This window comes from Bradyrhizobium sp. SEMIA (assembly GCF_014844175.1).
GTDB classification, from domain to species: domain Bacteria; phylum Pseudomonadota; class Alphaproteobacteria; order Rhizobiales; family Xanthobacteraceae; genus Bradyrhizobium; species Bradyrhizobium arachidis.
On the sequence record NZ_CP046601.1, the window covers coordinates 5,470,021 to 5,482,978 of the forward strand.

Consider the following 12,958-nt stretch of genomic DNA (forward strand, 5'->3'; position numbering starts at 1 on the left):
TCTTCCAATGCCCGGTCAGATGACCTGGCCGAGAATTCGAACGTATTCCTCCACCATCGCATCGACCGAATAGCGCGACTTCAGGCCCCTGCCGTTTTGTCGCAGCTCGTCACTCAATGCCTGGTCATTCAGAAGTTGGGAGACGGCGGCCGACAGCTGCGCATGATCGGCGGCGTCGACGAACAGGGCCGTCGGCTTGCCTTCGAAGCAGAGCACCTCACGCAGCACGGGAAGATCGGTTACGACGGAGGGAACACCGGCGTTCGCGGCCTCGACCGCGGCAAGGCCGAAGGTCTCGGCCTGGGTCGGAAATACGAAGACGTCGAGACAGGCGAGGAACTCTGCCATCCGGCGCGGGGGGATTTCGCCGAGCAGATGCAATCTGTCCGATACTTTCAGCTCATCCGCGAGCTGCCTCAGCCGCGCCTCGTCGGCGCCCTGGCCGGCGAGGGCAAGGTGCCAGGATGGCTGATCGGGCAGGAGGCGGATCGCCGCATCGAGCCGCTTGTGCGGGTGCAGCCGCGCGGCGCAGCCGAGCAGGATGCGGTCCGGCGGCAGATCGAATTTCTGCCGCGCAGCCTGCTTCGACAAAGTGAGCGCCTTGTCGTCGAAGCCGTGCGGAACATGCACCATGCGGGAGCGGTAGGCGGCAGGGTAGCGCGAATATTCGCGCTCCATGTCCTTCGAGTTGAGCGTGATGCAGTCGAAGAAGCCGAGGCTGCCCATGGCGATGTCGGCGGTGCGGACCGGCCAGCTCATCGACAGCGCGGATGAGACCTGATTGGCGACGACCGGTGCGCGGCTGACGAGGCGCGTCACGCCCGCGCCGATGACGTTGCCGAAATGCTGGAAGGTCAGGACGGCATCGGGCCGGACGGTCCTGATATGGCGGCCGAACGTCCACAGCATGCGCAGCAGCGCCAGCGGATTGCCGGGGCGGCGCGAGGCGCAATAGAGCGTATCGGGCGGCTCGTCGAACGAATCCGACTTGCGGAAGAAGAACAGATTGGTGACGCGGTAGCCACGCGCGGTCAGCCCGGCACCGAGCAGCCTCGAGATCTCCTGCGCACCCGCGTTCTCGGCCTGCGTCTGCACGAGAAGTACACGCGGCTTTGCTCCGCCACCGTCCGGCATCGCCAGCGCTGCCGCGGTCGACGGCAGCCTCGGTGCCTCGCCCAGTTCTGTGCCTGGCTGGTAATGGAGCACGGATCCCGACCCGCTAATGAAATCTTCACCTTCTTAACTCCGTACCTACCATGCGGGCATCGGCCAGACACCGACTAGCAACAAACGGAGTTAATGCGCGCGCTGCCGGAAGCACATCATTCACAGGAGAATTCCGCTTCCTGCCGGGTGGAATGGCGCGAGCGTGTTAACCAATTGGTCATGCTCGCGCGGGGCCGGGTAACCGCGGATTAACCATAGATATTTACGTTGGGGGCAGGCCACTGAACCAGTGTTTGCCAGTTGAATCCGAGTAAATTCCATGACGTTCGGTCGCCGCGCAGACCCGACCAGTTCCGGATCGACCGCCGCGTCGTGGCAGGGCCGGAATTCATCGAACGGTGAGGGGCGCGGAGCCGCCGCGCGCGGTATGCTCACGACCGCCGGCGCGCTGTCCTTCATCCGGGACAACGGTCGCCGCATCCTGACGCTCGCGCTCGCGATCTTCGCGCTCGGCGTCGTCGTCCTGCTCGTGATTCCGGTGCGATATGCCGCGACCGCGCTAGTCGTCGTCGATCCCCGCGAGCAGCGCGTGACCACGGAGCAGGACGTCCTGCCGGGCATCGGACAGGACAGCGCCGCGCTGCAAAGCCTGGTCGAAGTCGCCAAGTCCGATGGCTTTCTCAAGCCGCTGCTCGAGCAGCTGAAGATTCGCGACGACGAGGACATTTCCGGGGGACACACCGACCCCGCGCGCCTGCTCGAGCGCTTCCGCAACCGTCTCGATATTTCCCGCCGCGGGCTGACCTATGTCATCGCCTTCCGCTTCACCTCGAACCGGCCGGACCGCGCGGCCTATTACGCCAATGCCATCGCCGAGGCATTCGTCGCGAGCCAAAAAAGCATCCGCACCGAGGCGACCGACGAGGCGGCCGACTGGCTGAGCAGCCGGCTCAAGACGCTGAACGACCGGTTGAAGACATCGGAGGACGCGGTTGCCGCCTTCAAGCTCGAGCACAGGATCGTCAACGCCGGCAAGGACTCGACGACGCAGCAGCTGCGCGTGACCGAGCTGTCGCAGCAGGTTGCCGCCGCGCGCGCGCGGACGGAAGAGGCCAAGGCCCGCTTTGAGCAGGCACAGCGCGACCTCAAGGGCAATGTCGAAAGCCCCGTGAAGCAGGATCTGCTGAGTGCGCTACGGGCCCAGCGCTCGGCGCTCAACGATCAGATTGCGCAGAAGCGGGCCGTGTTCGGTGATCGCCATCCCGACCTCGTGATGTCCTACAGTCAGCTGAACGATCTCAACAGGCAGATCGAGGTGGAGCGGGCCAAGGGCATCGACACCGCAAAGTCGGAATATGAAGCGCAGCGCGATCAGCAGAAGGCCCTGGAAAGCCAGATGAAGGCCGCTGAATCGCAGCTGCTGGTCGATGGTCAGGCGCTGGTGAAGCTCCAGGAGCTGCAGCGCGACGCCGAAGCCAACAGGAACATCTACGAGCAGTTCCTCTCGCGCTCCAAGACCACGAACGAGCAGCGCCTGTTGCAGAGCTCGCAGACCAAGATCGCGTCGTCCGCCGTTCCGCCACTGCGCTCGACGCTTCCGCCGCTGCCCTTGCTGCTGGCCGCACTCGCGATCGGCTCGCTGCTGACATCGACGGCCGTCGTTGCCGCAACGGCACGCGGCTCGGACAAACCCGTTCCGGACGTTCGCGCGCGCGAGGTCGAACCGGCTGAGCGCCAGCCGGGCGCATGGGCACGACCGCCGGTGTGGGCCCGCGTTCCCGAGCTGATGTCGGGCGAAGGGCCCCGAAACGTCTGGCAAGGTCCGCTGTCCGCAACCGCCGAGCTCGACCTCGGTCCCTATCTCCGGCCGCTGCTCGAGCGGCTGGAAAAGTCACCGGGACCACGGGGTAAGGTCGCTCTCGTGATGTCGGTCGGCAAGCGCGCCGGCGGCAACACCGTCGCGCGCTCGCTGAACCGGTGGGCGGTGAGCCGCGGGAAGCTGGGCGTCCTGATCCGGGTCGAGCCGGATCTCGGCGGTGCGCGTCCTGCCAACGCCAAAGCGCCGGCCGACGGCATGACCACCACGGCGGATGTCCGCAGCGTCGACGAGCTTCTCGGCGCGGGCAAGCAGCCCAATGCGACGTCCGCGGACGATATTCGCTCCGAGTTCGATCTGATCGTCGTTCACGCGACGTCGCTGGCGTTGCAGCCGGAGGCGGCGGCGCTGGCCGCGCATGCCGATCTCGTCATCCTGGTCGCGCGCGAAGACGCGGTCGATTCAGCGGCCATGCGCAGGGCGACGGCTGCGCTCTCCCGGTTCGGCGGGGTGCCCACTGGCATCGTCGTCAATCACGTGCCCGCCGATCCGTCGGCGCAGCGCCGGGGCGAAGTGCTGGGTCTGGCCGGCTGAACCTGCGCCTATTCGGCGGAGTCCATTCCGCGGACTGCGTAATTACCCCGCTTCGATGCAGAGAAGCGCAGCAATCCGAGAATTGAAGGATCGACCCCGGTCCGCCGGCGGCAGAGGATGTTGAGGGCGATGGTCGCGAGCGCCAGCGACACGGTCGCCGAGATCGCAGCGCCAAGCACGCCGAACCAGGGAATGAGAATGAGAAATCCGACCAGCCGCAGCGCCACGTTCGCGGCGACGACAGGGACATACTCGCGCTCATAGCCGGTCAGTTGCAAGATCGCGGCGGATGGACCGCCCGCCGCCTGGAACGCCGTTCCGATCGCAAGCACGATCAGGACCCAGTGCTGTGCGGCGAAATGAGGTCCGAACAGGTTGAGCAGATAGGGGCCGCCGATCCAGATCAACAGCAGTCCGCTGATCACGCAGAGCGCGGTCACTTCCGCCATCAGCTGCAAGGTCCGCTCGAACTCCTGGTGGTTCTTGCTGAAGTACAGTGAGGGCAGACGGCGCGCACCGAAGCTGTACAGCGCGGCCGAGAGCATGGCGAAGATGTTGGCGAGGCGCGAGGCGGCAAAGTAGATGCCGGCGGTCGCCGGATCCAGCATCCAGTAGACCAGGATGACGTCGAAATACTGGTTGGCGGCTTCGAGGATGGACGCGACCCAGAAATGAAGCGCGCTCGATCTCCAGCGCGACGTCTCGGAGCGCGCCGCGGTGCCGCGGAAATCCGGCAGTGCGCGCGCGATCGCGACGACCTGCGCGCCGAGGCCGATCGACATCGCGATCGTCATCACGACGATCAATTCGGCGGGATCGAGCTGACGATGACCGGTCAGGACGGCGATCAGAAACAGGACGACGCTGACCCGCCAGAAGAACTCGCGGTTGCCTTCTCCCATGAGGATGCTGACCAGGGACCGCGCGATCTGGCTGCCGAGCATCAATCCCGCATTCACGGCCGTGTAGGCCGACACTGCGAGGATCAGCAGCCACCAATCGCCGCGCAGGCTCGCCACGATCGCGATTGCGCCGATCGCGATCAGCATCGCGGCGGAGGAGATCCTCAGGCTCGATAGCAGCACGCCCTTGGTGAGGTCGGGCTGATTTGCCACCCGATACTCGTTGAGGAATCGCACAAGCAGCGACTCCTGGCCGACCAGTCCCACCACCGATGCCATCTGCGCCACCGACAGCCAGGTCGCGAAGATGCCGAACCCGTCGGGCGACATCGTCCGCGCCGCCAGCGAGAACAACGCAAACGCCAGCGCGCCGCTACCAACCTTGAGCAGGATGGTCCCGGCAACACCACGCGTCACGTCGCGCCGCATGAACTGGACGATGGATTTGATCATGGAAGTTGAGGAGCAACTCTCCCCTGAAGAGACGTGGTTCGATATCGGAGATAGCCTAGCATGCCGAAAAACCGCGAGTGTTAATGGGAGACCTTCAGGATATTGCCGCCCATGACGATGTCGCGATGACGCCGGCTGCGTCACCGTGAAACACAGCCGTCCCGACTGTCCCGTTAGCGCAAAGCCCTGACCCGACCGAAATGGCGGCATAGCGCCGCATCGGCGGCCATGACGACAAGATCGGCCGTTTGAATGCGGAAATGGTTGCCGGAAAGGGCCGCCGTTCAGGCCGAGTCCGGGATTTGCCTGACATCCCGAGCAAAGCGCGTGCCGCGATGTCATGGAGCTGGATCAGTCCGCCAGTTCATTAACCTCGATCGGCAGAAATGATCGCGTTTGATCCCGCGATGCGACATCAGGCGAGAGAATTGCACGAGAGAACTGCAAATGGGACCACCGTTAACCGTGGGAGCCTGAACCATGACGGCGGATCAAAGCGTGACCGAGCCGGTCGCAGCAACCGGGGCTGCGACGATGGTCGACGTCGCGATCGTCGGCGGCGGCCTTGCGGGATCGCTCGCCGCGGCGGTGCTCGCGCGGGCAGGGCATCGCGTCACCCTCATCGACAAGCGCGCGGTCTATCCCGACGAATTCCGCGTCGAGAAGATCGGCGGCCCGCAGCTGGAGATGTTCCGGAAGCTGGGCTTCATCCGCGGCCTCGAGAGCGTCGCGTGTCCATATGACCGCGTGCTCAACATCAGGGAAGGCAAGCTGGTTGATGTCAGCGTCGGCCAGGCTTACGGGCTTCCGTATGCGGATCTCGTCGCGATGGCGCGCGGCCAGATCCCCGATGCGTCCAGCCTGATCGTCGACGAGGTCACCGCTATCAGCTGCAGCGACGACGTCCAGCAGCTCGAGCTCGCCTCCGGTCGGCGCCTGAAGGCACGCCTCGTCGTTCTGGCGACGGGCATGGCTGGTGCTCTCGGCTACAAGCTCGGCATCAAGCGGCGCGTGCTGGCCGCGGGCCACTCGGTCTCGTTCGGCTTCACGATTGCCCGGCGCGATGGCGCGCCGTTCGATTTCAACGCGCTGACCTGTTACGGCGAGCGCACCGCCGACGGCGTCGATTATCTCAGCCTGTTTCCGGTGCAGGCCGGCATGCGGGCCAATCTCTTCATGTTCCGCGACCCGGCCGATCCTGTCATGCGCGATCTGCGCCGCGACACCGAAGCGACGCTGCTGCGCCTGTTGCCGGGATTGCGGCCCTATCTCGGCGATTTCCACGTGACGGACCGCGTCCAGAATTGGGTGATGGACCTGTCCGTCGTCGAAGGACACCTCCAGGACGGCGTCGTGCTCATCGGCGATGCGTTCCAGACCAACTGTCCTGCGGCCGGCACCGGCGTTGCCCGCCTGCTGGTCGACGTCGAGCGTCTTTGCACCGAATACGCGCCGCGCTGGCTCATGACCGAGGGCATGGGCAAGGCGAAGATATCGGAGTTCTATTCCGATCGCGACAAGATTGCGGCGGACCAGCAATCGCTGAAGATGGCACACTTCCGCCAGGCGCTGACGTCCCGCAACGATATCGGCTGGGACGTGCGGCGGCGGCTGCATTTCCTGCGGCGCAGCCTCACCCATCGGGTCGATCAAATGCGCCCGGGCTGGCTCGCGCAGGTCCGAAGCGCGCTGCGCGCCTGAGTGCTGCGGTGCTCGGCGCCCGCTCGTGTCAGCGCGTGGGCGTCGAGGTACGGGTCGGCAAGAGCCTGAACTCCGACATCCGCTTGGCGGCCAGCTTGAGCCAGGGGGCCTGCTTCAGCGCGAACAGGGATATGGCGCCCGCGGTGCTGCCGGCCTGCGTGACCGTCCACATCGGCGAGGGCTGCCCGCCGAACAATTTCTTGTACGGCTCGTCACCGATGGTGAAGTCGAGCATCTGATCGCCGCGCTCGATGCAATCCCGTGCCACCTGCTCGAACATCAGCGCGCCCAGGGACTGGCTCTTGTATCCGGCGATGTCGAACGCGCTCATGATGACCATGAAGCTGTCCTGGTGGTGCAATCCGAGCACGGCGGCGATCACCTCGCCATCCATCTTCATGGCATAAAGCCGAACAAAGGAGCCGAGACCGCGAAGCGCCACGTCGGAATAGAAGGCGTAATATTCGGGGCGCTGGAGCAGGTCTCCGTCGCCCTGCGACTGAAAGCGCGGACCGCGAAACTTTCGCATCACGTCCAGTGCCTCGCCGACGGAGGCGCTGTCGTTGCAGCATGCGAAGCTCAGGGCGCCCTTCTTCTGGAGCTGGCGAGATTTCTTTGCGAGCTCCTTTTGATAGGAGCGATCCAGCGCGCTGGCCCGCCATTGTTCGAACGGCGCGACGAGAACGGCCGCGTAGGCATTGGTCTCCATCGACACGCGGCGAGGCGCAGCCAGAAGATTTTCGATCGGAAGCCGTCCGTCGGGAATTTTGGTCATCCGGAGCAGATCGAACGGACGGACGAGGTACCTGATCTCGGCACATGCACTCTCGTCCGCAAGCAACTGCGAAAATACCTCGGGGCTGCAAACCGGCGCGAGATAGTCGGAGACGCGGAGATCGGCGAACTCGACGGTCCGGATCGGTCCACGCCGGACCCGCAGCATGGGCAGCACCATCGCAAGCGCGCCCGTTGCGCGATGGCGCGCCACGACGATCAGAGGGGTTGCGCCCGCATGCGGCGCAAGCCCGGTGTAGAGGCTATGCAGCCAGAGCGGATGCTGGAACGCGGTGGCGGCCGAGCCGTCGAACAGCTCTGCGTATTCCGGCGACAGGAAGTCGAACGCCGGCTCGATGGCGATATCGAAGTTGGTGCTGGGCCTGTTCATGCGCAACCGGGAAAAACCAGGTAAATCGGGGCTGTCGATCGAGCCGGACCTGCGCTTTATAGCAAGGTCGTTACGGGCGAGACACTGGAGGCCTGTAATTTGCATTAATGCGGCGGGCAGGGTTGGTATCGTTACCAAACCCTTAAGTCGCCGGGCCGAGCGGATGCGGAGATCGCGGCGCGCTAGCGGATTGTTAACCGCGCTTTAGGAAAGTCGTCTCATGGCCAGCCTGCAGACCGAGGTGGATTCCGAGACACTCGATAGCGCGTTCTGGAAGACGCGCAGCGCCAGCGTCGAGAAGCTCGCGAGGATCGCCATCCTCAGTTCGATCACCGTCAACGTGATCGCATCGATGGGCAATTTCAACACCGCGCTGCTGCCGGAGCAGCTGAGCAATCTGCAGCAGGCGGTGGCGATCCTGATGTGGGCCGTGCTCATCTACGCGAGTGCCTTCGTGCGCCCGCGTCTGCGGTTGCAGCTCAATCCCGATTTGATCGTTCTGGTCGCATTCTACACCCTCGCCGTCGTCTCCGTGTCGTGGTCCAGCCTGAACGCCGCGGCATTCATGAAGAGTGCGGCGATGGCGATGACGACATTCGGTGCGTTCTGTCTGATCACGCGTATCGACATCGACGAGATTGTGGGGGCCACGGTGCTCGGGCTCTTCATATCGGTCGCCGCGTCCGCCTTCTTCGCGATTGCGGTGCCCGATATCGGGATCGATCACACCTGGATGCACGAGGGCCAATGGCAGGGCGTCTATGAATCCAAGCAGACACTCGGCTTCGTCGGCGCCTACCTGATGTTCTTTTCCTGCTATCGGAAGATGACGGGGCAGGGCTGGATCTCGTTCCTCGTCGTGTTCCTGCTCGCGTCAACCTGCGTGCTCGCGTCGGAATCGCGGGGCGCCGGTGCCGTTGCTCTCGCCGCCTGCGCATTGCTCCTGACCTCGATGTGGTCGGTCCGCTGCATGAGGATCTATGCGGTGCTGCCGGTCGTCATGTGCATGATGGCTGCTCTCCTGATCCTCTACTTCTATGTCACGGGCTACGACGCCATCCGTATCGGCGATGCGAGCATCGATTTCACCGAGCGGACCTTCATCTGGCAGTATGCCATCAGCCACCTCGACAATGCGCCGCTGCTCGGATTCGGCATCAACGGCTTCTGGACCATCCCGTCGGTCTACGACTATTTCGAGCAGAACCACGGCTGGGTCCTGGACAATTATCACAGCGGCTACATCGCAATACTGCTCGAAACGGGATTTCTGGGATATGCGCTCTTTGCCGCGAGCGTCTTCCTGTTCTCGAACAAGATACTCCATCTGATTTCCACGCAATCGATCGACCGGTCGCACTGCGCCCTGATCATCGGATTTGTCGTCCTCAGCTTTCAGTCCAATTTCACCGAGACGATGTTCCTTCGTTCGACGATGTTCACGTCGGTGCTCCTCCTGGCGTTCTTTTTCGCCACATGCAGGCCGGTGCCGCAGACGGACTTTTAAGTCCTCACCCAAGGGAAGCAAGATGACCGCCATCCGGGCTCGCTGGCCGAGAATTTCGTCTCTTGCAGCAAGAGCGTTTTGCCTCGCCTCGCTGCTGTGCCAGGCCTGTGCGGTCGGGCCCGCCGCTGCCGGCGATATGCCGCGACTGGGCCGTGGCATCAACATTCTCGGCTACGATGGAATCTGGGAAGGCGGTCAGAACGCGCCGTTCCGCCTGGACAATTTGACGGCGATCAAGAAGGCCGGCTTCTCGCACGTCAGAATCAATTTCTTCGGTTTCAAGTTCATGGGTCCCGGCAACGTGCTGGACGAGATCGTCCTGCGGCGGCTCGATGCCGTGATCGAAGAGGTTTTCGCGAGGGGCCTCATCCCCGTCCTCGACGAGCACGATACCCACGTTTGCCAGAGCGACGTTTCCGGATGCGCCGAGAAGCTCAGGGCGTTCTGGCGGCAGATCGCCGAGCGCTATGCCGGAAAATATCCAGGACTCGTGTTCGAGGTCTTGAACGAGCCCGGTGGGCAAATGACGTCGGCGAGCTGGAACACGCTCCTCAACGAATGCCTCGGCATCATCCGCCGCACCAATCCCGAGCGGCAAGTGGTTGCCGCCGTTCTCAACGTCGACGAGATTCCAGTCGACGAGCTGGCGCTGCCGGCCGACGACGGGAATATCATCGTCACGTTTCACTACTACGCGCCGATACGGTTCACCCATCAGGGCGCGCCGTGGTCCCGGACGTTTTCGCGGATCGGGCCGCTCGATTGGGGCAGCCCGGACGACGAAGCCAAGGCTGCCGCCGATTTCAACAAGATGAAGCTTTGGGCGGAGAAGGAGAAACGCCCGGTCTATCTCGGCGAGTTCGGCGTGTACGAGCGGGCGCCGTCCGACAGCCGCGTGAGATACCTGTCGTTCATGGCGAGGAGCGCCGAGAAGCTCGGCTGGGCCTGGGCCTATTGGCAGTTCGACCACGACTTCGCAGCCTTCGACAGTGTCCGTCAGGCCTGGAGGCCGGACATCCTGCGTGCCTTGACTCCGCCGCCGCGTTGACGCGGGCAGGCCTGACGGGCAGCTCCTGAACGAACGGCGGGATATCACCTTGATCTGGATCAAGCTTGCCGCGGCGGGCAGGGCACTACTGTTTGCACGCGTGTGCCCGCCCCGAGCGACAGGCTTCGACCTTGAAGAAACCGCGCCAGCTTGTATTTCCGGACGTGATCCAGCTTGTGATCCGGCTCGGATTGCTGGCTCTCCTGATTATCTGGACCTTCCTCATCATCAAGCCGTTCGTGCCGATCCTGACCTGGAGCGCGGTGCTCGCGGTGGCGTTCTATCCGGCGTTCAGCTGGCTCGCCAGATGCCTCGGTGGCCGGCCCCGCACCGCGGCCGCTTTGCTGACGCTCGTGACGCTCGGCATCGTGATCGGTCCGGCGGCCTGGCTCGGATTCGGTGCCGTCGAAGCAATCAAGGATATCGCAGGGCAGATCGGCAGCGGCGAACTCAGGCTTCACGCCGCGCCCGAGCAGATCAAGGGCTGGCCGCTGGTCGGCCCGCAGCTCTATGAGTTCTGGAATCTGGCCTCCACCAACATCCGCACGGTGCTGCGTGAGGTGGCGCCATATCTGAAGCCGCTTGCGGGAATGATGCTGTCGTTTGCCGGCAATACCGGCATTGGCATGCTCGAGTTCCTGCTCTCGGTGTTCGTCGCCGGACTGCTGCTTCCGTTCGGGCCGCAGCTCGTTGCCGCCATCAGGGGCTTCCTCGTCCGCGTCGTGCCGGAGCAGAGCGAGCATTTTCTGGAACTCGCAGGCGCGACCATCCGCGCGGTAGCGCAGGGCGTGATTGGCGTGGCCATCGTGCAGGCGTTCTTCGCCGGGATCGGCTTCAAGCTTGCAGGCCTTTCGATCGCGGGCCTGCTCGCGGTGATCGTCCTCCTGCTGTCGATCGTGCAGATCGGCGCCTTCCTCGTGCTCTTCCCCGTCGTCATCTGGATCTGGACGGACAAGGACGTGACCACGGCCCTGCTTCTGACGCTCTATCTCGTCGTCGTCGGTCTGCTCGACAACATCCTGAAACCGCTGGTGATGGGGCGGGGGCTGACCACGCCGACGCTCGTCATCCTGATCGGCGTGATCGGGGGAACGCTGAGCCACGGGATCCTCGGCCTCTTCATCGGTCCGATCATCCTGTCGGTGGCCTGGGAGCTCGCGGCGGCCTGGATCCGCGTCGAGCGCACCGCGCCGGTCGAGATCGACAGGGCTATGGTTGACGCGGCGGAGATGGCTTCGCAGGCGGGCCGCGAGTTGAGGACTGGTCGATCGCAATGATGCTGCAGATCCTGGTCGGCACCCTGGTCAGCGTCATCAATATCGGACTTCATGCGCTGGTCACGGTCGCCGCGGTCGCGATCGCCCGCCGCGCGTTGCTGCCTCATACCGAACGACCGCGATTGCGTCTGATGGGTGTGATGATGGCGACCGCCGTGGTCCTGGAGATCGCGCACACGCTGGAAGTCCTGGTGTGGGCCGCGACCTACGGCATCGTCCACGCCGCCGCGGCCGGCAGCGATCTGCTCTATTTCGCGTTCGTCAACTACACCACGCTCGGTTATGGCGACATCACGCCGGTGCAGGAATGGCGGCTCATCGGACCGTTGACGGCCATGAACGGTGTGCTGCTGTTCGGCTGGTCCGCGGCCATCCTGTTCGAGGTCTTGCTCAAGACGCTCGAGCATCTCGGTCTGACCGAAACGTCCGGCGCAGATTCACCGCGGAACTGATGCGGCCGGCGCCGCGGTCCAGTTCAGGACTGCAGGTCGAGGCGCGCGAGCAGGTGCCGGTCCAGCAGCACGATCTGGCGCTGGGTGTTGCCGATGAAGCCGAGGACGCCGATCTCGTGCAGCCGCGACAAGGCGCGGGACACGGTTTCCAGCGTCAGGCCGAGATAATCGGCGATATCGCGCCGCGACATCGGCAGCGCCATGACGTCGGATGCGGAGAGGCGCTTGTCCATCTCCAGCAGGAATGCGGCCACCCGCTCCAGCGACGTCTTGCGGCCGAGCAGCAGCATGTGATCCTCGGCGTGCTGGAGGTTGGTCGTGGTCATGCTGAGCAGGTTCCGGGCGACCATGGCGTCGCTTTCAGCCACCATCTCCAGGCTTTGCCGCCGGACCAGCCGCACCGTGGTGTCGACGATCGCTTCGGTGGTAAAGCGGTGCTCGCCGCCGTTTTCCAGCCCGAAGATGTCGCCGATGAGGTGGAACGCGCCGATCTGCCTGCGACCGTCCGACAACAGCTTGTAACTTCGCACCGCACCCGACTTGACCTGGTAGACGTATTCGGCGGGCTCTTTCTCGCCGTAGATTTCGCTACCTTTTCTGTAGGAAAATTCGCTTAAATTGACCAGTGCATTTGAATCGCTGGTCATGCCGAGGTCGCGGAGGGAATTGGGGCGCGGTGCGGAATCCGTGGTGATGCGAACAAACATAGGCCAACTCCTCAGCTTGTCGCCGAATTGGTCTGTGAGGCTAACTATTTTCGCAGCCGGAATGCGCCGCGCTATCCCACTCCCGCTGAAGTTGATTTTCGACCAAGGCGGTATTTCAATCCATTGTCCCTAGGTCCATTGTACCAAGGGACAACATGATTGCCCGGGT

At 63.9% G+C, this 12,958-nt stretch carries 10 protein-coding genes; 6 read left to right on the forward strand and 4 right to left on the reverse strand.

Annotation, left to right across the window (positions count from 1 at the left end; translation table 11 throughout):
• Positions 1-15 precede the first annotated feature (15 nt).
• Positions 16-1,206: a glycosyltransferase family 4 protein gene (locus FOM02_RS26625; RefSeq protein WP_027559018.1), complete on the reverse strand. Its 1,191-nt coding sequence runs from the start codon at positions 1,204-1,206 to the stop codon at positions 16-18.
• A gap of 280 nt (positions 1,207-1,486) precedes the next feature.
• Between FOM02_RS26625 and FOM02_RS26630 the strand changes: the two genes are divergently transcribed.
• Positions 1,487-3,577: a GumC family protein gene (locus tag FOM02_RS26630; protein WP_027559019.1), complete on the forward strand. Its 2,091-nt coding sequence runs from the start codon at positions 1,487-1,489 to the stop codon at positions 3,575-3,577.
• Between the two features lie 8 nt (positions 3,578-3,585).
• On the opposite strand, the gene FOM02_RS26635 is transcribed toward FOM02_RS26630, so the two are convergent.
• Positions 3,586-4,932: a lipopolysaccharide biosynthesis protein gene (locus FOM02_RS26635; RefSeq protein ID WP_027559020.1), complete on the reverse strand. Its 1,347-nt coding sequence runs from the start codon at positions 4,930-4,932 to the stop codon at positions 3,586-3,588.
• 480 nt (positions 4,933-5,412) lie between these two features.
• Between FOM02_RS26635 and FOM02_RS26640 the strand changes: the two genes are divergently transcribed.
• Complete coding sequence (locus tag FOM02_RS26640) at positions 5,413-6,633, forward strand: FAD-dependent oxidoreductase (protein WP_027559021.1); 1,221 nt, start codon at positions 5,413-5,415, stop codon at positions 6,631-6,633.
• A gap of 28 nt (positions 6,634-6,661) precedes the next feature.
• On the opposite strand, the gene FOM02_RS26645 is transcribed toward FOM02_RS26640, so the two are convergent.
• A complete protein-coding gene (locus tag FOM02_RS26645; RefSeq protein ID WP_027559022.1) occupies positions 6,662-7,798 on the reverse strand; it encodes a GNAT family N-acetyltransferase in 1,137 nt (378 codons plus the stop codon).
• Between the two features lie 220 nt (positions 7,799-8,018).
• Between FOM02_RS26645 and FOM02_RS26650 the strand changes: the two genes are divergently transcribed.
• The 4 genes from FOM02_RS26650 (at position 8,019) to FOM02_RS26665 (ending at position 12,082) form a co-directional block, all read left to right on the forward strand.
• The gene (locus tag FOM02_RS26650) at positions 8,019-9,305 is read left to right on the forward strand and encodes an O-antigen ligase family protein (RefSeq protein ID WP_027559023.1); all 1,287 of its coding nucleotides are present in this window, start codon (positions 8,019-8,021) and stop codon (positions 9,303-9,305) included.
• Between the two features lie 22 nt (positions 9,306-9,327).
• Entirely contained in the window at positions 9,328-10,353 is a 1,026-nt protein-coding gene (locus FOM02_RS26655; RefSeq protein ID WP_027559024.1) for a glycoside hydrolase family 5 protein, read from the forward strand.
• Between the two features lie 131 nt (positions 10,354-10,484).
• Entirely contained in the window at positions 10,485-11,630 is a 1,146-nt protein-coding gene (locus tag FOM02_RS26660) for an AI-2E family transporter (protein WP_084334270.1), read from the forward strand.
• Positions 11,627-12,082: a potassium channel family protein gene (locus FOM02_RS26665; RefSeq protein ID WP_028146339.1), complete on the forward strand. Its 456-nt coding sequence runs from the start codon at positions 11,627-11,629 to the stop codon at positions 12,080-12,082. Before FOM02_RS26660 ends, FOM02_RS26665 begins: the two co-directional genes overlap by 4 nt.
• A gap of 23 nt (positions 12,083-12,105) precedes the next feature.
• Here FOM02_RS26665 and FOM02_RS26670 read toward each other — a convergent pair whose 3' ends face one another.
• Positions 12,106-12,789, reverse strand: a complete 684-nt coding sequence (locus FOM02_RS26670) for a helix-turn-helix domain-containing protein (protein ID WP_027559025.1) — start codon at positions 12,787-12,789, stop codon at positions 12,106-12,108.
• Positions 12,790-12,958 lie beyond the last annotated feature (169 nt).

Coding starts and splice junctions, on each gene's coding strand:
- FOM02_RS26670 (WP_027559025.1), bottom strand. CDS start 12,789: ATGTTTGTTCGCATCACCACGGATTCCGCACCGCGCCCCAATTCCCTC.
- FOM02_RS26640 (WP_027559021.1), top strand. CDS start 5,413: ATGACGGCGGATCAAAGCGTGACCGAGCCGGTCGCAGCAACCGGGGCT.
- FOM02_RS26645 (WP_027559022.1), bottom strand. CDS start 7,798: ATGAACAGGCCCAGCACCAACTTCGATATCGCCATCGAGCCGGCGTTC.
- FOM02_RS26630 (WP_027559019.1), top strand. CDS start 1,487: ATGACGTTCGGTCGCCGCGCAGACCCGACCAGTTCCGGATCGACCGCC.
- FOM02_RS26655 (WP_027559024.1), top strand. CDS start 9,328: ATGACCGCCATCCGGGCTCGCTGGCCGAGAATTTCGTCTCTTGCAGCA.
- FOM02_RS26635 (WP_027559020.1), bottom strand. CDS start 4,932: ATGATCAAATCCATCGTCCAGTTCATGCGGCGCGACGTGACGCGTGGT.
- FOM02_RS26650 (WP_027559023.1), top strand. CDS start 8,019: ATGGCCAGCCTGCAGACCGAGGTGGATTCCGAGACACTCGATAGCGCG.
- FOM02_RS26665 (WP_028146339.1), top strand. CDS start 11,627: ATGATGCTGCAGATCCTGGTCGGCACCCTGGTCAGCGTCATCAATATC.